Source organism: Lentzea aerocolonigenes (assembly GCF_000955955.1).
Lineage (GTDB): Bacteria > Actinomycetota > Actinomycetes > Mycobacteriales > Pseudonocardiaceae > Lentzea > Lentzea aerocolonigenes_A.
The window spans coordinates 36,994-57,788 of record NZ_JYJG01000093.1; the positions used below are offsets into that span (position 1 = coordinate 36,994).

Annotated in this window: 20 protein-coding genes; 6 read left to right on the top strand and 14 right to left on the bottom strand. The window is 68.7% G+C overall.

What is annotated here, in order from left to right; all coding sequences use genetic code 11:
- Nucleotides 1–198: 198 nt before the first annotated feature.
- Nucleotides 199–1,191: an aldo/keto reductase gene (locus tag UK23_RS15145; protein WP_045312147.1), complete on the bottom strand. Its 993-nt coding sequence runs from the start codon at nt 1,189–1,191 to the stop codon at nt 199–201.
- Nucleotides 1,192–1,347: 156 nt separating this feature from the next.
- Here UK23_RS15145 and UK23_RS15150 point away from each other — a divergent pair, with 156 nt between their 5' ends.
- Nucleotides 1,348–2,514, top strand: coding sequence for a S8 family peptidase (locus UK23_RS15150; protein WP_045312148.1), 1,167 nt, complete (start codon nt 1,348–1,350; stop codon nt 2,512–2,514).
- 51 nt (nt 2,515–2,565) lie between these two features.
- Here UK23_RS15150 and UK23_RS15155 read toward each other — a convergent pair whose 3' ends face one another.
- Nucleotides 2,566–3,447, bottom strand: a complete 882-nt coding sequence (locus UK23_RS15155; protein WP_052684683.1) for a hypothetical protein — start codon at nt 3,445–3,447, stop codon at nt 2,566–2,568.
- A 176-nt stretch (nt 3,448–3,623) separates the two neighbouring features.
- On the opposite strand from UK23_RS15155, the gene UK23_RS15160 reads away from it, so the two are divergent.
- Entirely contained in the window at nt 3,624–4,796 is a 1,173-nt protein-coding gene (locus tag UK23_RS15160) for a S8 family peptidase (protein WP_045312149.1), read from the top strand.
- A gap of 114 nt (nt 4,797–4,910) precedes the next feature.
- Here the strand turns inward: UK23_RS15160 and UK23_RS15165 are convergent, their stop codons facing one another.
- The 8 genes from UK23_RS15165 to UK23_RS15200 form a co-directional block, all read right to left on the bottom strand.
- Complete coding sequence (locus UK23_RS15165) at nt 4,911–5,792, bottom strand: hypothetical protein (RefSeq protein WP_156213119.1); 882 nt, start codon at nt 5,790–5,792, stop codon at nt 4,911–4,913.
- 67 nt (nt 5,793–5,859) lie between these two features.
- Nucleotides 5,860–6,993: an imidazolonepropionase gene (gene hutI / locus UK23_RS15170; protein WP_045312172.1), complete on the bottom strand. Its 1,134-nt coding sequence runs from the start codon at nt 6,991–6,993 to the stop codon at nt 5,860–5,862.
- On the bottom strand, nt 6,990–8,270 hold the full coding sequence (locus UK23_RS15175) for a formimidoylglutamate deiminase (protein ID WP_045312173.1): 1,281 nt from the start codon (nt 8,268–8,270) through the stop codon (nt 6,990–6,992). The genes hutI and UK23_RS15175 overlap by 4 nt, the downstream gene beginning before the upstream one ends.
- 78 nt (nt 8,271–8,348) lie before the next feature.
- On the bottom strand, nt 8,349–9,518 hold the full coding sequence (locus tag UK23_RS15180) for an allantoate amidohydrolase (protein ID WP_045312150.1): 1,170 nt from the start codon (nt 9,516–9,518) through the stop codon (nt 8,349–8,351).
- The gene (hutU, locus tag UK23_RS15185; protein ID WP_045312151.1) at nt 9,518–11,158 is read right to left on the bottom strand and encodes a urocanate hydratase; all 1,641 of its coding nucleotides are present in this window, start codon (nt 11,156–11,158) and stop codon (nt 9,518–9,520) included. The genes UK23_RS15180 and hutU overlap by 1 nt, the downstream gene beginning before the upstream one ends.
- On the bottom strand, nt 11,158–12,663 hold the full coding sequence (gene hutH, locus UK23_RS15190) for a histidine ammonia-lyase (protein ID WP_045312152.1): 1,506 nt from the start codon (nt 12,661–12,663) through the stop codon (nt 11,158–11,160). The genes hutU and hutH overlap by 1 nt, the downstream gene beginning before the upstream one ends.
- Before the next feature lie 75 nt (nt 12,664–12,738).
- Entirely contained in the window at nt 12,739–13,683 is a 945-nt protein-coding gene (locus tag UK23_RS15195; RefSeq protein WP_045312153.1) for a hypothetical protein, read from the bottom strand.
- Entirely contained in the window at nt 13,680–14,207 is a 528-nt protein-coding gene (locus tag UK23_RS15200; protein WP_045312154.1) for a SigE family RNA polymerase sigma factor, read from the bottom strand. The genes UK23_RS15195 and UK23_RS15200 overlap by 4 nt, the downstream gene beginning before the upstream one ends.
- Before the next feature lie 113 nt (nt 14,208–14,320).
- Here UK23_RS15200 and UK23_RS15205 point away from each other — a divergent pair, with 113 nt between their 5' ends.
- Genes UK23_RS15205 through UK23_RS15220 form a run of 4 tightly spaced genes read left to right on the top strand, consistent with a single transcriptional unit; the run spans nt 14,321 to nt 17,379 of the window.
- A complete protein-coding gene (locus UK23_RS15205; protein ID WP_045312155.1) occupies nt 14,321–15,103 on the top strand; it encodes an IclR family transcriptional regulator in 783 nt (260 codons plus the stop codon).
- A gap of 36 nt (nt 15,104–15,139) precedes the next feature.
- On the top strand, nt 15,140–15,562 hold the full coding sequence (locus UK23_RS15210) for a MarR family winged helix-turn-helix transcriptional regulator (protein WP_045312156.1): 423 nt from the start codon (nt 15,140–15,142) through the stop codon (nt 15,560–15,562).
- 9 nt (nt 15,563–15,571) lie between these two features.
- Nucleotides 15,572–16,402 (top strand): haloalkane dehalogenase, encoded by an 831-nt coding sequence (locus tag UK23_RS15215; protein WP_045312157.1) that lies wholly within the window; start codon nt 15,572–15,574, stop codon nt 16,400–16,402.
- Between the two features lie 5 nt (nt 16,403–16,407).
- Nucleotides 16,408–17,379, top strand: coding sequence for a GNAT family N-acetyltransferase (locus UK23_RS15220; protein ID WP_045312158.1), 972 nt, complete (start codon nt 16,408–16,410; stop codon nt 17,377–17,379).
- A gap of 52 nt (nt 17,380–17,431) precedes the next feature.
- Here UK23_RS15220 and UK23_RS15225 read toward each other — a convergent pair whose 3' ends face one another.
- Genes UK23_RS15225 through UK23_RS15240 form a run of 4 tightly spaced genes read right to left on the bottom strand, consistent with a single transcriptional unit; the run spans nt 17,432 to nt 20,712 of the window.
- Complete coding sequence (locus UK23_RS15225) at nt 17,432–18,328, bottom strand: ABC transporter substrate-binding protein (RefSeq protein ID WP_045312159.1); 897 nt, start codon at nt 18,326–18,328, stop codon at nt 17,432–17,434.
- On the bottom strand, nt 18,325–18,990 hold the full coding sequence (locus UK23_RS15230) for an ABC transporter permease (protein ID WP_045312160.1): 666 nt from the start codon (nt 18,988–18,990) through the stop codon (nt 18,325–18,327). The genes UK23_RS15225 and UK23_RS15230 overlap by 4 nt, the downstream gene beginning before the upstream one ends.
- Before the next feature lie 4 nt (nt 18,991–18,994).
- Nucleotides 18,995–19,633 (bottom strand): ABC transporter permease, encoded by a 639-nt coding sequence (locus UK23_RS15235; protein ID WP_045312161.1) that lies wholly within the window; start codon nt 19,631–19,633, stop codon nt 18,995–18,997.
- A complete protein-coding gene (locus UK23_RS15240) occupies nt 19,630–20,712 on the bottom strand; it encodes an ABC transporter ATP-binding protein (protein ID WP_045312162.1) in 1,083 nt (360 codons plus the stop codon). The genes UK23_RS15235 and UK23_RS15240 overlap by 4 nt, the downstream gene beginning before the upstream one ends.
- Nucleotides 20,713–20,795 lie beyond the last annotated feature (83 nt).

Sequence of the window (20,795 nt, forward strand, 5' to 3'; positions counted from 1 at the left end):
GCTCGAGGGAACGTGGCGTCAAGGAATCAAACCACTTGAGACGCCTTGATATACAAGCTTTGTACCAATCAACATGTCAATTGTGTGCGTTAACATCATGCCGGTCAGGATGCACCCGGCAAAGCCAAGGGGCCGAACGCCGGCGACCGGCCTTCGACCCCGAGACTGCTGAACGAATGCGGCACAAGCCCTGGTCCGTCACCAGGCATAGGCCTCCGGCGCCGGCTTGGAGCCGTTGGGACCGGGCGCCGGGAACAGCTCGTCGAGCTTCGCCAGCACGTCCGCGTCCAGCTTCAGCTCCGCCGCCCGCAACGAGCTGTCGAGCTGCTCGACAGTGCGCGGCCCGATGATCGGCGCGGTGACGCCGTCCTGGTGCAGCAGCCAGGCCAGGCCGACGTTGGCCGGGTCCTCGCCCAGTTCGGCGCAGAGCTTCTCGTAGGCGTCGATCGTGTCGCGGTTCTTCTCCAACGCGTCCGCGGACCGCCCGGACGACGAACGAGAGCCACCGCCCTCGCGCTGCTTGCGCAACACACCGCCGAGCAGGCCGCCGTGCAACGGCGACCACGGGATCACGCCGAGGCCGTAGTGCCGGGCCGCAGGCAGGACCTCCAACTCGGCCCAGCGGGTCATCAGGTTGTAGATCGACTGCTCGGAGACCAGGCCGAGGAAGCCTCGGGTGCGCGCGGCTTCGGCCGCCTGGGCGATGTGCCAGCCGGCGAAGTTCGACGAGCCGAAGTAGATGACCTTGCCCTGCTGGCGCAGCACGGAGAACGCTTCCCAGATCTCGTCCCACGGCGTGTCCCGGTCGACGTGGTGCATCTGGTAGAGGTCGATGTAGTCGGTTTGCAGGCGCTTCAACGACGCGTCGCACGCGCGGCGGATGTTCAACGCCGACAGCTTGTTGTCGTTGGGCCAGTCGCCCATGCTGCCGTAGAGCTTGGTCGCGACGACCGTCTTCTCGCGACGGGTGCCGCCTTGGGCGAACCACCGGCCGATGATCTGCTCGGTGACGCCCTCGCCCTGCTTCCAGCCGTAGACGTTGGCCGTGTCGAAGAAGTTCAGGCCGTGCTCGTGGGCGCGGTCCATGATCGCGTGGCTGTCGGCCTCGGACGTCTCGGGGCCGAAGTTCATGGTGCCGAGGCACAGGCGGGAGACGGACAGACCGCTGCGACCGAGGTTGGTGTATTCCATACCGTCCACCCTGCCTCGCGGCGCGGCATTGTGCCACGTGGAGCTGCTCCAGCTCGCCACAGATTTGACAGTATTGGTCACCAAATTTTCTGAACTGCCATTTCACCCACTCGTGAAGTTACGTTCATCGCGTTCAACCCTGCCAGGAGGAACTCGATGAGAATCAACACCTGCATTGCGACGGCATTGTTCGCAACTGTTCTCTGCACACCGACGGCCAATGCCGAGCAGGCGCTCACCGGCGAAGGAGAGGCCATTCCCGGTAGCTACATCGTCGAGCTCAAGGATGGCGTCACGGCATCACCGCAGACGCTGCTCGCCAAGTACAAGGGCACCCTCAAGCGGACCTACCGGGCCGCGCTGAACGGGTTCTCCGTGCGGGACATGTCCGAACAGCAGGCCAGGCGCCTCGCCGCCGACCCGCGGGTCGCCGAGGTGCACCGCAACGTGGTCGTCTCGATCCTGGACACGCAGGCCAACGCCGGGTGGAACCTCGACCGGATCGACCAGGCGGCGCTTCCGCTCGACACGAGGTACGAATACCCGAACACCGCCCAGAACGTGACCGCCTACGTGCTCGACACCGGAATCCGAATCACCCACCGGGAATTCGGAGGACGCGCGGCGAACGGTTTCGACTTCATCGACGACGACGGCATCGCACAGGACTGCCACGGCCACGGCACGCACGTCGCGGGCACCATCGCGGGACGCGACAGCGGTGTCGCGAAGCAGGTGCGCGTCGTCGGCGTCCGGGTGCTCGGCTGCGACGGCAGAGCGGACCAGGACAGCGTCATCGCGGGCATCAACTGGGTCACCGCCAACGGCGTCCGGCCCGGCGTGGTCAACATGAGCCTCGGCCAGTCCGTCCCGGACGACCAGATGGAGCGGGCGATCAGCCGTTCGATCAGGGCCGGCTTCACCTACGTGCTCGCCGCCGGCAACGACGGCCGCGACGCCTGCGGTTACTCGCCAGCCCGGCTCCCCGAGGCGATCACGGTCGGCGCCACCGACCGCAACGACAACCGGTCGACCTGGCCGCAGTACAACAAGGCGTCCAACTGGGGGCGCTGCGTCGACATCTGGGCACCCGGCTCGGACATCAGCTCCACCTCGGCCGCGAACGACTTCGACACGAGGCTCGACAGCGGTACGTCGATGGCGGCGCCCAGCGTGGCCGGTGCCGCGGCGCTCTACCTGAGCACGCACCCGAACGCGTCGAACCTGCAGGTGCGCAACGCACTCGTGGACAACGCGACGCCGAACAACCTGCGCGGCCTGTTCCCGGGCTCGCCGAACAAGCTGCTGCGCATCGGGAACTAGGGGAACTTCGAACCCTCGATGAGCAGTCGTGGGAGTAGCGAGCGAGGGCCGCTACTCCCACTCCCATTTGACGCCGTAGACGCCGGGCTGGACATCTCGCACGACCAGGTGCGTGGCGGCGGTGGTACCGATCCACAGGTCCCCGGTCTCCACCACCGGCGCATCCGGCTCGGTCTGGGTGAAGCTGTAACAGCGCACCGGAATGGCCTCCGGGTGGAACTCCACCTCCAGCACGTAGTCCTGCGTGGCACGGATGAACCGGCGGTCCTCCGAACCACTGTCCGCGCCGGGGTCGTAGGTGAACCTCACATCGACGAGCGCGGTGTCTCCCGCTCGCAGCACGCGGTCGAGAATGACCTCGGCGATGATCAGCCTGTTCTTCTCGTCCGTGCGGATCCTGCCGATCCGGCACGTCTTCTCCGCATGGATCCCGCCGGCCGAACGGTCGGTGTCGTCAGCCGTCCTGCCCACGAGAATCCGGTCCACGCCGTCCTCGAACGCCTCGATCACCGAACTGCTCCGAAACTCGATCGCGCGCCGGTCCGGGCCGATCACGACCACATCCCGCTGGCGGAGAGTCCGGGCGGGGTGCGGCAGCAACCTGTCGGCCTTGGCGATGGCGCGGCCGAGGTCGATGAGTTCCTCCTGCCAGATCCCCTCCAGCGCGGCGGCCCGCTCGACCCATCGGCCGCGCGGCCGCTTGCCGCCGAGCTTCCCGCTCAGCTCCCCCGGTGCGAGCTTCAGGATCTCCTCGAGCGCGGCAACGGCCTGCATCGACTCGGGGCGCTCAGGACGGCTGCGGCCGCGGCGCCAGTAGCTCAACGTCGACAGGCTGACCTGCACGCCGCGCAACTCCAGGTGGTGCTGGATCCGCTCCAGACTGAGGCCGCTCGCCTCCACGGCCTTGGCCAGCGCCTCGGCGAATTCCTGCATGGAGGAATGCTACGGCCAGTGATCGAACCTGGCTCGCCCAGCACGTCGCGTGCGCAAATCGGGGCTCACAACAGTTTTGACAGTATTGCGAACTGAAGTTTCGAACCTGTTATCCGGCCCACAGCACGCGTTAGTTTCTTTGTGTTCCCCAGTTCATTCCCTGCCAGGAGGAACTCATGGCACTTCGGCGTCATGTCGCCATTGCGGCGGCATTCGGCATCGCTTCCACGGCGATGTTGACGCCCACCGCGATCGCTGAGGAGGCCGTGCTTCCCGGCGCGGGCGCACAGGCGGTCGAGGGCAGCTACATCGTGGTGCTGAAGGACGGCGCGCGCACCCCTGCCAGCGCGTTGGCGTCCCGCTACCAGGGCTCGGTCAAGCACACCTACAGCACCGCGCTGCACGGGTTCTCCGTCACCGGGATGTCCGAGCGCCAGGCACGACGGCTCGCGGCGGACCCGGACGTCGAGTTCGTCGAGCGCAACACGGTCGCCACGATCCAGGAAACGCAGACGAACCCCACCTGGGGCCTCGACCGGATCGACCAGGCGAACCTGCCGCTCAACCAGAAGTACACGTACCCGAACACCGCTGCCAACGTCACGGCGTACGTGCTCGACACCGGAATTCGCAAGACGCACACCGAATTCGAGGGCCGCGCCTCCGACGGTTACGACTTCATCGACAACGATGCCGTCGCGCAGGACTGCCAGGGCCACGGCACGCACGTCGCCGGCACGGTCGCGGGCAAGACGTACGGCGTCGCGAAGAAGGCCAAGATCGTCGCGGTCCGCGTGCTCGACTGCAACGGCAGCGGCGCGTGGGACGGCATCATCCGCGGCATCGACTGGGTGACGCAGAACGCCAAGAAGCCCGCCGTGGTCAACATGAGCCTCGGTGGCAGCGGCACGAACAGCTCGCTGGAGAACGCCGTCAAGCGGTCCATCGACGCGGGCATCACGTACGTGCTGGCGGGTGGCAACAGCGGCCAGGACGCGTGCGACTTCACCCCGGCCCGCACGCCCGAGGCGATCACCGTCGGCGCGTCCGACCGCAACGACAAGCGTTCGATCTGGAGCGCCGGCTCGTCGAACTACGGCAGGTGCCTCGACATCTGGGCTCCCGGCAGCGACATCATCTCGGCCTCGCACAGCAACGACACCGGCACCCGCTCGATGGGCGGCACGTCGATGGCCTCCCCGCACGTCGCGGGCGCGGCGGCGCTGTACCTGAGCGCGAACCCGAACGCGACGCCCGCCCAGGTGCGCGACGCGCTCGTGAACGGGGCGACGCCGAACAAGATCACCGATGTGAAGACGGGTTCGCCGAACCTGTTGCTCAAGGTCTAGCCAGATCCGCTTCCCTGCAGCGGAGACGGCACCCTGCTCCCTGATGCCCGAGGCCGAATGCGGCTCGGCCGAGGGCGTCGATCGACTGGGGGCGCGACGCGGTGGGGGTGGGTCCTATTCCCACTCCCACCGCACTCCGTAGATCCCGGGTTTCGAGTTCCGCACGTGGATGTGCGTCGAGCCGGTGTTCCCGATCCACAGCTCGTTCACGGTGGTTTCCGGTTCCTGCAACGACGGCCGGGTGAACCGGTAGCAGCGCGTGGGCACCGCGTCCGGGTGGAAGTCGATCTGCAGCACGTAGTCGCCCACCGGCCGCAGGAACCGCCGGTCGCAGACCTCGCTGTCCGCACCGGGTTTCATCCGGACCACGTAGTCGACGAGCGCCGTCTCCCCCGCTCTGAGCATCCGGTCGAAGAGGATCTCCGCGACGAGGAACCCGGTGGTCTCCTCCGACCGCACCCGCCCGAGCCGGCACGGCGGCCCCGCCTCGATCGACGCGATCCCGATGTCCGTGGCGTCGGCGAGCTGGATGGCCAGGAACCTGTCGACGCCGTCCTCCAGCGCCTCGACGACGCCCGTGCAGCGCATCTCGACCTCACGCCGGTCCGGACCGACCACCTGCCGGTCCTTCACGCTGAGGTACCTCGACGCGGCCGGTTGCTCCCGGTCGATGCGCGCCATGACCTCGCCGAGGTCGGTGGCGCGCGAGTCCCACATGTCCTCGAGCGACATCGCCTGCCCGACCCACCTGCCGCGCGGCCTCTTGTCACCCAGCCGGTCGGTGAGGAACCCCTCGCCGAGGTCGAGCAGGTCTTCCAGCGCGGCAACGACCTTCAGCGACTCCGGCCGTTCTGGCCGGCTGCGGCCGCGACGCCAGTAGCTCAGCGTCGAGAGGCTCACCTGCATGCCGCGCGCGGCCAGGTGGTGCTGGATGCGTTCGAGGCTGAGGCCGCTGCTGTCGACTGCTTTCGTCAGGGCCTCCGCGAAGTCCACCACGGCAGCACCGTACGGCGGCGGCACCCTCCGCCAGTAGGCCCACACGGAGGGTTATGAGAGAGCGGTCTCAGAGAGACCGTTCACCCCGACGCCACACCGAGTGGGTCAACGGGACGCCCGGCCGGTACGCCAGATGCGTGATCGACGGTGCGTCCAGGACGTGGAGGTCAGCGCGCGCACCAGGCCTGATGACGCCGACGTCGTCCCTCTTGAGGGACTGCGCTCCTCCGGCCGTGGCCGCCCACACTGCTTCCTCGACGGTCATCCGCATCTGCAGGACGGCTGTCGTCACGCAGAACGCCATCGACGAGGTGTAAGACGAGCCGGGGTTGCAGTTGCTGGCGAGCGCGACCGTGGCGCCCGCGTCCAGCAGCGCGCGGGCCGGCGGCAGCGACTGGCGGGTCGAGAGGTCGCAGGCCGGCAGCAGAGTCGCGACTGTCTGCGAGGACGCCAGCGCGTCGATGTCCTCTTGCGACAGATAGGTGCAGTGGTCGACGGACGCGGCGCCGAGCTCGACGGCCAGCCGCACACCGGGACCCTCGCCGAGCTGGTTGCCGTGCACGCGCAGGCCGAGACCCTTGGCCTGTGCCGCCTCGAGCACCGCCTTGGACTGGTCGTAGTCGAACGCGCCCTTCTCGCAGAACACATCTGCCCAGCGCACGAGCGGCGCGACGGCGTCGAGCATCTCGCCGCGGACCAGGTCGACGTACGTGTCTGCGTCCTCGCCGGGCGGGACGAGGTGGGCGCCGAGGAACGTGATCTCGTCGGCGTGCTCGGCGGCGATGCGCGCTGATCGCACCTCGTCCGGGACGTTCAGGCCGTAGCCGGTCTTGGTCTCGATGAACGTCGTGCCCTGCTTCAGGGCCTCGGCGACGTGCTTGCGGACGACCTCCGCCAGTTCGGCGTCGGTGGCCTGCCTCGTCGCGTTGACGGTGACCGCAATGCCACCCGCGGTGTAGGGCTTGCCGGCCATGCGCGCGCCGAACTCCGCGGTGCGGTCGCCCGCGAAGACCAGGTGGGTGTGGCTGTCGACCCAGCCCGGCAGCACCGCGCGTCCCTCGACGTCGACCCTCTCGTCGGCGGCCGGGGCGTTCTGCGCGTTGCCGACCCAGGCGATCTGCTCGCCGTCGATGACCAGTGCGTCGCCGGCGGCCTCGGTGTTCGTGGTCAGCTCACCGATTCCGGTGATCAGCACGCTCATGCCCACAGCTCCTCGATCGCGTCCGCCAGCAGCCTGCCGACGTCTCCCAAAGTCTCGTGCACGCCACCGCTCGCGACCACCCGGCCGCCGACCACCACTGTGTCCACATCGGACGCCGTGGCGCTCAGGAACACCTGCTGCGGCAACGAACCCGCGGTGCGTGGCGTCGAGCAGCTGATGGCCACGAGGTCGCAGGGCGCGCCGGGAGCGATCTTGCCCGCTTCCGGCCAGCCCAGTGCGTCGTGCCGGGTGGCGGCCTGGAGCAGCTCCGCCGGCGAGAACCGGCCGCGCTGACCGGTGCGGAGGCGCTCGTTGTGTTCCAGGGCGCGGGTTTCCAGCAGCGGGTCGATCACGGCGTGCTGGTCGCTGCCGAGCGACAGCGGGCTGCCCGCGTCGGCGAGTTCGCGGGCGGGGCCGATGCCGTCGGCCAGATCTGCTTCGGTGGTCGGGCAGAAGCACGCACCCGTGCCGGACCCGCCGAGCAACGCGATGTCCTCAGGCGTCAGGTGAGTCGCGTGCACTGCCGTTGTGCGCGGAGAAAGCGCGCCTGCTTCGGCGAGGATTCCGGTCGGTGTCAGGCCGTGCGCTTCGAGGCACGCTTCGTTCTCCGCGGGCTGCTCGGAGAGGTGGACGTGCAGCGGTGCGTCCGGGAGCGCTTGGGCCACCACGGGAAGTTCATCGCGCGGAACGGCACGGACCGAGTGGATCGCGGCGCCGACGCGCATCACGTTGTCGGACTTGAGTTCCGCGACCCGATCGGCCCACGCCTCGGCGGTGCCGTCGGAGAAGCGTTGCTGCACCTCGTTGAGCGGCTGGTCGATCCCACCCGCGAGATAGCACGTGTCCAGCAGCGTCAGGCGGATGCCCGCGTCCGCGGCGGCCTCACGCAGGCAGTGGCCGAACTCGTTCGACCTGTCGTGGACGTAGTGGAACTCGCCGACGGTCGAGACGCCAGCCAGCGCCATCTCGCCGTAGACCGCGCGGGCGAGGCGGTAGTACGACTGCGGGGTGAGCTTCCCGGCCAGCGCGTACATGCCCTCGCGCCACGTCCAGAACGTGCCGCCCCCGTCGTGCGTGCGACCTCTCAGCGCGCGGTGGAAGGCGTGCGAGTGGGCGTTCGCGAAGCCCGGCACGACCACGCCGTGCAGCCTTCTGACGCCCAGCGGAATCGTGTCCACTTCGGACACCGAGGTGATCACGCCGTTGTCGACGCGGACCAGCACGCGTTCGGCGAGCCCGTCAGGAAGCCAAGCACGCTCGCACCAGAAGTTCACCACACGTCCACCTCCTGCCGTGACGACGAGTCCGTGCAGCTCGCCCAGGTTCCACTGCCGCACGTGGCGCGGCCGTGCGGTTCATGATCCGAGATGTTCGAGCGTCGCGGCCAGAGCCTTGACACCTTCGTCGACATCGGACTGCTCAGCGAACTCCTCCGGCGCGTGGCTCACGCCGGTGGGGTTGCGCACGAACAACATCGCGGTCGGCACGTGCGCGGCCAGGATGCCCGCGTCGTGGCCCGCACCGGTCGGCAGTGCCGGCACACCGCCGAGTGCTCCGGCGATGTCGTCGCGGAGTTGCGCGTCGAAGTACACCGTGTCGCCGTACGACTCCTCGGTGATCTTCAGCTCACAACCCTCCTCCTTCGCAACCTGGTGGGCTGCCTCGGAGATCTCGGCGACCATCGCGCGGGTGCGCTCGTCGTCGGTGTCGCGCGCGTCCAGCCAAACGTCCACAGTGGACGCGATGACGTTGGTGCCGCCGGGGTTGGGGACGAGCCTGCCGACCGTCGCCCGTCCGCCTCCGCGAGCCGCTTTCCGGGCTGCCAGCACGAGTTGCGAGGCCGGGAGCATCGGGTCGCGGCGGTCCTCGATCAGCGTGGCGCCGGCGTGGTTGCCCTCACCCGCGAACGTGAACCGCCACCGGCCGTGCGCCAGGATGCTGCTCGCGACGCCGACCGGGACCGTCAGACCGCGGCCCTGCTCGACGTGGAGCTCGACGAACTGGCCGATCCTGTTGAGGGTTCTGGTGTCCTTGCCCGCCAGGTCCGGGTTGTAGCCCGCGGCCTTCATGGCCTCGGCGAGCGTGATGCCGTCCGGGTCCTTGAGGTTGAGGGCCTTGTCCGCGTCGATGGCACCCGTGAGGAGACGGGATCCGAGGCACGCGACACCGAACCGGCCGCCTTCCTCCTCGGCGAAGACCGCGATGGCGAACGGCCTGTTCGGCGTGAACCCCTTGGCCTGCAGGAGATCCACGGCCTGCAGAGAGCTGGTCACGCCGAGCGGGCCGTCGAACGCGCCGCCGCCGGGAACCGAGTCCAGGTGGCTGCCGGTGACGAGCGCGTTGTCGCCGCGCTCGCCCCACCAGGCCCAGAGGTTGCCGTTCTGGTCGGTCTCGACGTTCAGGCCGCGCTTGACGGCCTGCTCGACGAACCAGTGCCGGAGCTCCAGCTCGGGCTTGGCGTAACCGTGGCGGGAGTAGCCGCCGCGCTTGAGGTCCCGCCCGACGTCCGCGATCTGGTCGAGCATCAGCCCTCCATCGGGATGCGCACGCCCTTGTCGGCGGCCACGGACTTGGCCTCGTCGTACCCGGCGTCCACGTGCCGGATGACGCCCATGCCGGGGTCGTTGGTCAGCACGCGCTCGATCTTCTGCGCGGCCAGCTCGGTGCCGTCCGCGACCGTCACCTGACCGGCGTGGATCGACCGCCCGATGCCGACACCACCACCGTGGTGGATCGACACCCACGTCGCACCCGAAGCCGTGTTGACCAGGGCGTTGAGCAACGGCCAGTCGGCGATCGCGTCCGAACCGTCGGCCATCGCCTCGGTCTCGCGGTACGGCGAGGCCACCGAGCCGCAGTCGAGGTGGTCGCGGCCGATCACGATCGGCGCGGACAGCTCGCCGGACGCCACCATCTCGTTGAACTTCAGGCCCGCGAGGTGCCGTTCGCCGTAACCCAGCCAGCAGATGCGGGCAGGCAGGCCCTGGAACTCGACGCGCTCGCCGGCCATCTTGATCCACCGGTGCAGCTGCTCGTTCTCCGGGAAGAGTTCGAGGATCGCGGCGTCGGTCTTGGCGATGTCGGCCGGGTCGCCCGACAGCGCGGCCCAGCGGAACGGGCCCTTGCCCTCGCAGAACAGCGGCCGGATGTACGCGGGCACGAAGCCCGGGAAGGCGAACGCGCGGTCGTAGCCGCCGAGCTGGGCCTCGCCGCGGATCGAGTTGCCGTAGTCGAACACCTCGGCGCCGCGGTCCATGAAGCCGACCATGGCCTCGACGTGCGCGGCCATCGACTTGCGCGCCCGGTCGGTGAACTCCTCCGGCTTCGCGGCGGCATACGAGGCCCAGTCCTCCAACGCCACGCCCACCGGAAGGTACGCCAGCGGGTCGTGCGCCGAGGTCTGGTCCGTCACGATGTCGACGGCGACCTCGCGGCGCAGCAGCTCGGGCAGGATCTCGGCCGCATTGCCCACGACACCAACGGAAACGGCCTCACCGGCGGCCTTCGCGGCCAAGCAACGCTCGATCGCCGAATCCAGGTCGGAGGCGACCTCGTCCAGGTAGCGGGTCTCCAGACGACGCTGCGCCCGGTGCGGGTCGACCTCGATGCACAGCGCGACGCCCTCGTTCATCGTCACAGCGAGCGGCTGCGCGCCACCCATGCCGCCGAGGCCCGCGGTCACGGTCAACGTCCCACGCAGGGTGCCGCCAAAACGCTTCGTAGCGACCGCGGCGAACGTCTCGAACGTGCCCTGCAGGATGCCCTGCGTGCCGATGTAGATCCACGAACCCGCGGTCATCTGCCCGTACATGGTGAGGCCCTCGGCCTCCAGGCGGCGGAACTCGGGCCAGTTCGCCCAGTCCGGCACCAGGTTCGAGTTCGCGATGAGCACCCGCGGCGCCCACTCGTGCGTGCGCATGACGCCCACCGGACGGCCGGACTGCACGAGCAGCGTCTCGTCGGCTTCGAGATTCTTGAGCTCGCGGGAGATCGCGTCGAACGACGGCCAGTCGCGCGCGGCCTTGCCCGTGCCGCCGTAGACGACCAGGTCCTCGGGGCGCTCGGCGACGTCGGGGTCGAGGTTGTTGTGGAACATCCGCAAAGCGGCCTCTGTCGACCAGTTCTTCGCGGTCAGCGAGGTACCTCGGTCAGCACGAACAACCATCACAGAGCTCCACTTCGAATCAGGGCCTCGGCGGCAGCGATCTCGGGTGCGAGGTGGCGGTCGGGACCGGGTCCCTGGACCGTCTCGCGCAACTTCGCCACGGCGGCGGCCGTCGCGGGGGCGGGCTTGAGGGGCGCGCGCAGGTCGAGCGCACGCGCGGCGGTGAGAAGTTCGATGGCCAGCACGGTGGTGAGCCCGTCGACGGCCTTGCGCAGCTTGCGAGCGGCGGACCAGCCCATCGACACGTGGTCCTCCTGCATCGCGGAGGACGGGATCGAGTCGACGGACGCCGGCACCGCGAGCCGCTTGAGCTCGGACACGATCGCCGCCTGGGTGTACTGGGCGATCATGTGACCGGAGTCGACGCCGGGGTCGTCGGCGAGGAACGGCGGCAGGCCGTGCGACCGCGACACGTCGAGCATGCGGTCGGTGCGGCGCTCGGCGATCGAGGCCACGTCCGCGAGCGGGATGGCCAGGAAGTCCAGCGCGTAGGCGACGGGCGCGCCGTGGAAGTTGCCGTTCGACTCGACCCGGCCGTCCGCGAGCACGACGGGGTTGTCGATCACGGACGACAGCTCCCGGTCGGCCACCGTCGCCGCGTACGCCACGGTGTCGCGGGCCGCGCCGTGCACCTGCGGGGAGCAGCGCAACGAGTACGCGTCCTGCACGCGGGTGCAGTCGGGGCCGCGGTGCGAGGCGACGATCTCGGAGTCGCGCAGGAACGCGAGCATCCGGGCGGCACTCAGGTTCTGGCCGGGGTGCGGGCGCAACGCGTGCAGCTCCGGCTCGAAGACCCGGTCGGTGCCGAGCAGTGCCTCGACGCTCATGGCGGCGGTGAGGTCGGCGATGTCGAGCAGCTTCGTCAGGTCGGCGATCGCCAGCGACAACATGCCGAGCATGCCGTCGGTGCCGTTGATCAGCGCGAGGCCTTCCTTCTCGGCCAGCTGCACGGGTTCGATGCTCGCTTCGGCGAGTGCGTCGGCCGCGGGAACGAGCTCGTCGCGGGCGTTGCGGACCATGCCCTCGCCCATCAACGCCAGCGCGTTCGCGGACAGCGGCGCCAGGTCGCCGGAGCAGCCCAGCGAGCCGAACTCGTGCACCACCGGGGTGATGCCGGCGTTCAGCATGCCCGCCATGGCGTCCACAGTGGACAGCCGGACGCCGGTGTGGCCGGTCGCGAGGGTGCGCAGCCGCAGCAGCATCAGCGCCCGCACGACCTCCCGCTCGACCTCGGGACCGGAACCGGCGGCGTGGCTTCGGATCAGCGAACGCTGCAGCTGGGCACGGCGGTCCGGCGGGATGTGCCGGACGGCGAGCGCGCCGAACCCGGTCGAGACGCCGTAGGTGGGGCGTTCGGCCGTGGCGAGCTGTTCGATGTGGCCGCGGGCGGCGCTGACCGCCTCACGGGCCGCCTCGGTGATCGCCACCGGGGCGCCGTCGCGGGCGACGGCATGAACGTCCTCGAGGGTCAGCGGCTTCGGACCCAGCTCCACCGGTTGTCGCATGCAGACATCACAGCGCTCCGGGGCCGACTCAGCGACCCCGGAGCGCTCGATCGTGTCTGGGATGCCAGACAGACCCTACTCGAGGCCGCTGCCGATCCAGCTCGTGTCAGGAGAGGGCACGAGCTCGACCTTGTTCACCGCCTCGAGAACTGTGTCGCTGTACGGTTCCGCCGTCGCCCAGACCCACACGTTGCCGTCGAACACCGCCACACCGTTGTCGGCCCGGAGGCCCTGCCTGCCGCGCACGTCGATCTGCCGGGTCTCGCCCAGCAGCTTCGGTGGCGCCGTTCCGACATGCACGCTGACCTGGTTCTTCCAGTTCGTCATCGCTTCCCAGTCGCTGGGCTTGGTGCCCCACATGTGGTCGGCGAACCTGCTGTCGAGCTTGAACGCCGGCTGGTAGGCGAGCTTCGGGTCGGCGCGCACGGACTCGGCGACGCGCATGGCGATGGTCCGCACGTCCTCCACGCCGCGCACCTCGACGTTCAGCACGTCCTGCGCCTTCCACACGACGTGTGCGGTCAGGCCGGACGACTGGCCCTGGGCGACCCGCACCCAAGCCTTGAGACCGCGGACGCTCACCCCGTCCCAGCCGGAAGTGGTGTCCGGCAACTTCGGACTGGTGCTGATGCTCACGGTCGGACCGCCGTCGTTGAACGGGTAGCCCTTGGCGTTCGCCGGCACCCACACGCGGGAGACCTGGTCGTTCGTGCTGCGGTAGTTCTCGACGAAGCCGGGCGGCAACCAGTGCGGCGCGTACTTCAGCGCAACGCTCTGGCCGTTGCCCGGCATGAGCACGGCGCCCGCTTCGTTGCTGTTCGGTGGTGCGTACCGGTCGCTCGCGATGACCCCCGCGAAGATCAGGACCGCGACGGCGGCCATCCCGGCGGTGGCGATCATGAAGACGTTGCGGTGCCGCTTGCGCTTGCGCCGCAGCGCGTTCAACGTCGGCCCCGGATGCGGGGTGCGTTCGGCGAGCTTGCCGAGCGCGTCCTTGACGAGCTGTTCGGTGTCGTTCACGACAGGCCCTCCCCGAGCCGCAACCCGACACCAGCGGGCTCCGGCGTGTGATCCAGGCGGAGTGTGGCCAGCGCACGTGAGATGTGGCTGCGCACGGTTCCCTCGGCACAACCGAGCATCTGTGCGATCTCCGAGTCCTCGTAGTTCTCGTAGTAGCGGAGCACGATCGCGGCCCGCTGTTTGCGGGGCAGCTTGGCGATCCGCTGCAACATGGCTTCCCGCTCGTCGTAGTGGTGCGTCGTGTCTCCGACGGGCGGGGTGACGGACTCCAGCGTCGTCATGCAGAGGGCGACGTCCTTGGCGGCCCTGCGGCGGCGCCACGAGAGGTACTCGTTGGTCACCATGCGCTTGACGTAGGCGTGAGGGAGGTCGACTGAACCGATGCGATCCCACTTCTGCTGCGCGCGCAGCAGCACTTCCTGGACCACGTCCTGGGCCAGGTGCGGGTCACACGTGAGCACGGTGGCGTAGCGCAGCAACGGGGTCACCTGTTCTGCCACGAAGTCATCGAAACTCGGTGTCAATCCCGACCCCCTTCAAAACCGTCACGCCACTCCAACGCACGTGCGGGCTGTTCTGTTGAGTGTGCACTGATGGAGGAACGGCGTGGGCTGCATCACGTGGGAAAATCACTTTTGTGGGCAGCAGCAGTGACGTTCCCGCACTGCGGCGCGGACTCGCGGTGCTGCGGTTGCTGGCGGGCAGACCCGGACCGGTCTCCGCGGCGTCGGTGGCGCGCGAGTTGAATCTGCCCAGGTCAACGACTTATCACCTGTTGTCGGAGCTGACCGAGGCCGGCTTCGCGACGCACTTCCCGGAGGAGAAGCGGTACGGCCTGGGCGTCGCCTCCTTCGAACTCGGCTCCGCGTACCTGCGACACGACCCGCTGGAACGGCTGGCCCGACCACTGCTGCGCAAGCTCGCCGATCGCATGGAGAAGGTCGCGCATCTGGGCGTCCTGCACGGCGCTGAAGCTCTGTACCTGGTGCGGGAGCAGCCCCGGCAACCGCAGACGATCGTGTCCGACGTCGGCGTCCGGTTGCCCGCGCATCTGACCGCCTCCGGGCGCGCGATGCTGGCGCACGTACCTCCGGCGCAGGTCAGGGCGTTGTTCCCGTCGGTCGCTTCGTTCGTGGACCGGACCGGGCGGGGGCCGCACAACCTGCCTGCTCTGCGCCGGCTGCTGACGTCGGAACGCCGCCAGGGCTGGGCGGTCGAGGACGGTTTCGTGACCGTCGGGTTCGCCTCGGTGGCGGCGCCGGTGTTCGACCACGGCGAGCGTCCGATCGCGGCCATCACGCTGACGTTCCGCCATTTGTGCGACACGCCCTGCGGTCAGACGTGGCCGGAGCTGGCCAAAGAGGTGCGCAAGGCGGCCGAGGAGCTGACCACGCGCATCGGCGGGCACGTCGTCACTTAGTAGCCATATACATAGTAGCTATGTACCGTATCTGCCATGAGCAGTGCGGAGTTCTCAGCTGGGCATCTCGTGTGGCGGTTGGCGATGAAGTGGCGTGTTGCGGTTGACCGCGCGTTGGACCCCCTCGGGCTGACGCACGCGCAGTACGTCGTGCTGGCTTCTTTGTTGGCTTTGGATCGTCCGTCGCAACGCGAACTGGCCGACCACACCGGGCTCGAACCGCTCTACGTCTCGAAGCTGGCGCGCGCACTCGAGTCGTCAGGGTTCATCGCGCGCACACGCGACACCGTCGACACACGGACCGTGCGACTCTCCTTGACCCCGCATGGGCGCACGACCGTGGAGCCCGCGGTGGCACTCGTTAGTTCGTTGCTGGACCGGTTGCTGGAACCCCTGGGCGACCGCGCCGACACCTTCTCCCGCGAGCTCGCCGCGCTGCTCGCCGTCCCGCTCGGCTGAGGAGTCCCGATGCCTTCCATCCCCGTCCTCGACTCGACCATGCACTACTCGTCGTCCGGCTCCGCGCCGTTCGTGTTCCTGCACGGCAACCCGGGCTCATCGCACTCCTGGCGCAACGTGCTGCCGGAGCTGGGCGGCCTGGCCCCAGATCTGATCGGCATGGGCCGCTCGGGCAAGCCGGACATCGCGTACTCGTTCGCCGACCACGCCCGCTACCTGGACGCGTGGTTCGACACCCTGGGTTTGGACCGCGTGGTGCTCGTCGGCCACGACTGGGGCGGCGCGCTGGCCTTCGACTGGGCCGCCCGGCATCCCTCACGTGTCGCCGGTATCGCGTTCTTCGAGACGATCGTGAAGCCGATGACCGGTTCCGAACTCCCGCTGCCCGCCCAGGAACGGCTGCGCAGGTTCCGCACTCTCGAGGAGCTGAACGACGACGGGTTCGTGCGCCAGGCCTACACCGGCGGGGTGCGCACGCCCGTGTCGGACGAGGACATGGCCGCGTACCTCGCGCCGTTCCCCGATGCTCCGAGCCGACGGCCGGTGCTCGCGTGGGCGAAGCAGATGCCGTTCGAGGGCGAACCTGCCGCGCTCATCCCGCGCATCGAGGCCTACGACGCGTGGCTCGCGACTTCTGACGTGCCCAAGCTGCTGCTGACCTTCGAGGGCTCGCCGACGTTGCTGATCGGGCCGCAGTTGCGCACCTGGTGTGAGGAGAACATCGCCGCGCTGGACGTCGTTTCCGTTGGCGAGGCAGGACATCACGCCCAGGAGGACCGGCCGAAGGAGATCGCCGCCGAGGTGGCCGCTTGGACGGAGCGCCACGGCCTGATTGCATAGCGCGCATGGGGGACATCGACATCGAGGAACTCGACTTCGCCGGCGCGCCCGAAACCGACCAGCGCGCTCTCTTCGACCTCCAGGTGATCTGGTGGACGAGCGCGATGCCGTCACGCGAACTGCCCGACTTCACCGGGTGGGCACGCCGGATGCCGATACCCGACCTCCACTGGGGCGCCCCGCGGTTCGTGGTCGCGCGGGAGAACGGGCGGATTGTCGGGTACGCGAACGGACATCTCCCTCCGACCGAGAACACCCACCTGGTCTCGGGCATCGTGGTGGTGGACCCCGGCCGGCGTGGCAGGGGCATCGGTACCGCGCTGCTGCGGTTCGCGCTGCGCCTGGCAGACCGGGAGGTGGCGGAAGCCTCGTGGATTCCCGGCGGTGGCGCAGGAGAGCAGTGGGCCGTCAGGCGTGGTTTCACCCTGATCAACGCGCTCACCATTCAGGAGCTCGTGCTCACCGATCCGCTGCCCGCTGTGGGCGAGGTTCCGTCCGGGTACCGCCTGGCGCACTGGACCGGACGCGCACCGGATGAGCTGCTCGACGCCTACGTCGACGCTCTCGGTGCGATGAGCGACCAGCCGCTCGGCGACAGGTCGATCGAGCCGTTCACGCACACGCGCGAACAGGTGCGACAGGAAGAAGACGAGCTGTTGGCCCGAGGCGTCGAGGAGTGGGTCGTCCTCGCACTGCACGGCGACGAGGCCGCCGGCGTCACGGTGCTGCGCCGGTCTCTCGCACGACCTTCGGTAGGCCAGCAACGGCACACCGGCGTGCTTTCCGCCTATCGCGGCAAGGGGCTCGGTCGGCTGATCAAGGCCCACTTGCTCCGCCAGCTGACCGGCATCGAGAGCGTCGAGACCGAGACGGACAGCACCAACGACCACATGCGCAGGATCAACCACTCGCTTGGCTACACCGACCGGCTGACCACCGTCAACCTGAGCGCCCGCGTCGCCGATCTGTTGCGGTGAAACGAAAAAATGGGGCGGGCACCCGCGGGTGCGCGCCCCATTTTTCGTCAGGTCAGATGCCCGCGGAGGCCAGCCACTCCTTGGCGACCTTCTCCGGCTCCGGCTTGTCCGGCGACGACAGCTTCTGGTTCAGATCCAGCAGCGTCTTCGTGTCGAGCTTCTTCGAGATGGCGTTGAGGGTGTCGCGAACCTGCTGCGACGCCTTCTTCTCGTTGACGAGCGGCAGCACGTTCTGCGCGGCGAACACGTTCTTCGGGTCTTCCAGCACCACGAACTCGTTCGCCTTGATGGCGGCGTCCGTCGTGAACAGGTCGGCCGCCTGCACCGTGTTGTCCTTCAGGCCCGCGACGGTCAGCGGGCCGCCGACGTCGAGCGACTTGAACTGCTTGAACTCGCAGGAGTACTTGGCCTTCAGGCCGGGCAGGCCGTCGGGGCGGTTCTGGAACTCCGCCGGGCCGCCGAAGACGAGGTCCTTGCAGTACGGCACGAGATCGTCGATCGACTTGAGGCTGTACTGCGCGGCGATCTGCTTGGTGACGACGACCGCGTCCTTGTCCTCGGCGGAGGACTTGTCGAGCACGGTCAGGCCCTGCGGCAGCGCCTTCTTCAGCGCCGCGTAGACCTCGTCGGAGCTGACCTCCTGGGCTTCCTTGTTGACGTGCTTGAGAAGCACGCCGCTGTACTCCGGGATCAGGTCGATCGAACCGTCCTGCACACCCTTGAAGTACAGCTCGCGGTTGCCGATGTTCAGCCTCTTGGAGACCTTGACGCCCTTGGCCGCCAACGCTTGCGCGTAGATCTCGGCGAGCACGGTCGACTCCGGGAAGTTGGCGGAGCCCACGACGATCGTGTCCGTCGGGGCCGGGTTGTTGTTGCCGCCCTGCAACGGGTCACCGCCGCACGCCGACAAGAGCATCACGGCAGCGACAGCGGTGGCGATGCGCTTCATTTCTTTCCTCCGGTTCCCACTGGACGCAGCCCTGGCGAGACCGTCAGCCGTTGCAGGCCGGCGAACCCCAGGTCGACGAGAACGGCGAGCAGTGCCACGAGCACCGCGCCGGCGAGCATCTGACCGAACTCCTGCAGGGCGAGGCCGTCGAAGACGAACCTGCCCAGACCACCGGCACCGGTGTAGGCGGCGATGGTGGCGGTCGCGACGACCTGCAGTGCGGCGCCGCGGAAACCGCCGAAGATCAACGGAAGCGCGTTCGGGATCTCCACGTTCAACAGCACGCCCGACTCGCGCATGCCGACGCCTCGTGCCGCGTCGACGGTCACCGGGTCGACCGCGCGGATGCCCGCGTAGGTGCCCGCCATGATCGGCGGGATCGCGAGCAGCACCAGCGCGACGTACACCGGGAAGTCGCCGAGCCCCGCCCACAGCACCACGAGGATCAGCACCGCCGTCGTCGGCAACGCGCGCAGCACGTTCGAGAGCCCGACGATCACGAACCCGCCTTTGCCCGTGTGGCCGACGAAAGCGCCGAGCGGGACCGCGATCACCGCGGCTATCAACAGGGTCAGCAGCGTGTAACCGAGATGTTCCAGCAGCCGCACCGGAATTCCGGTCGGGCCGGACCAGTGTGCGGGGTCGAAGAGCCAGCCGCCCATCAGCTCACCTCCCCGCCCTTGCCCACGGCGTGAGCACTCGCCCGATCAGCAACAGCAATCCGTCCGCCAGCGCCGCGAGCACGACCGTCCCGATGAGACCGGCGAAGACCTTGGCGCTGTTGTCGGTCTGGTAGCCCTCGGTGAAGAGCTGGCCGTAGCCGCCGAGACCGACGAGCGCGCCGACGCTCACCATGCTGATGTTCGACACCGTCGCCACCCGCAGACCCGCGATCGTGACCGGCAGCGCGAGCGGGAAGTCGACCGTGAGGAACCGGCGCACCGGCCGGAACCCCATCGCGTTCGCCGCGGCGGTGACGTGGCCCGGCACCGCCGACAGCGCGTCGGCGACCGCGCGGACCATCAGCGCGACCGTGTAGATCACCAGCGGCACGATGACGTTGATCTCGTCGAGGATCTTCACGCCGAGCAGCACCGGGGTGATCACGATCAGCGCGATGGACGGGATCGTGAACAGGATGTTGGCCAGCGGGAAGAGGATCGCGCGTGCCGTGGCAGACCGGCTCGCCACCCACCCCAGCGGGATGGACAGCACGAACCCGATCAGCACCGGCACGACGGAGAGCCGGAGGTGCACCTCGGTGACTTCCCAGAACCTGTCCCAGTTCTCGAAAATCCAGGTCACTTCGGGACCTCACCCGCCGCGCGGGCCTTCGCGAGCGCCTTGATCACGTCGTCCGCCTTGACCACGCCGGTGACCGCGCCCCGGTCGTCGACCACCACGCCGAGCGCGGACGGCGAGCTGAGCGCCGCGTCCAGCGCACTGCGCAGGGTGCTGCCGTCGTAGAGCGAACCGCCGGAGATCAGGCGTTGTTCGCTGACCTCGACCTCGCCGTCCACATCGGACAGCCAGCCCTTCGGCCGGTTCGCGTCGTCGACGACCAGCGTCCAGTCGGTGACGGTGATCCGCTCGCCGAGCTTGGCCGTGGTGACGGGGTGCACGGGCACCTCGGCGTGCAGGAACGTGAGCGTGCGGTAGCCGCGGTCCCTGCCGACGAACGACGCCACGAAGTCGTTGGCGGGCGCGCTGAGCAGTTCCGTCGGCTTCGCGTACTGCGCCAGGTGCCCGCCCGTCTGGAACACCGCGACGCGCTCGCCGAGCTTCAGCGCCTCGTCGATGTCGTGCGTGACGAACACGATCGTCTTGTCGAGTTCCGCTTGCAGGCGAAGGAGTTCGTTCTGCAGGTCCTCGCGCACGACCGGGTCGACGGCACTGAACGGCTCGTCCATCAACAGCACCGGCGGGTCTGCCGCCAACGCCCTGGCCACGCCGACGCGTTGCTGCTGACCACCGGACAGCTGGGCCGGGTACCGCTTGCCGAACGCCGGGTCGAGCCCGACGATCTCCAGCAGCTCGGCCGCGCGGGTGCGCGCCTTGCTTCTGTCCCAACCGGACAGCAGCGGCACGGTGGCGACGTTGTCCAGCACAGTGCGGTGCGGGAACAGGCCCGCCTGCTGGATCACGTAGCCGATGCCACGCCTCAACGTCGGCGGATCCACGGTGAGGACGTCCTTGCCGTCCACCAGGATCGTGCCCGACGTGGGGTCGATCATGCGGTTGACCATGCGCAGCGACGTCGTCTTGCCGCAGCCGGAAGGACCGACGAACACCGTGATGGTGCCCGCCTCGACCGTGAGGTCGAGCTCGTCGACAGCGATGGTCCCGTCCTCGAACCGCTTGGTGACGGCCCGGAACTCGATCACCCTTCGGATCCCTCCGGTCGTGACAGCCACCCCGTTTGGGCTGCCCTGGATGTAGATCCCAAAGACCTTAACTCGTTCGGCGT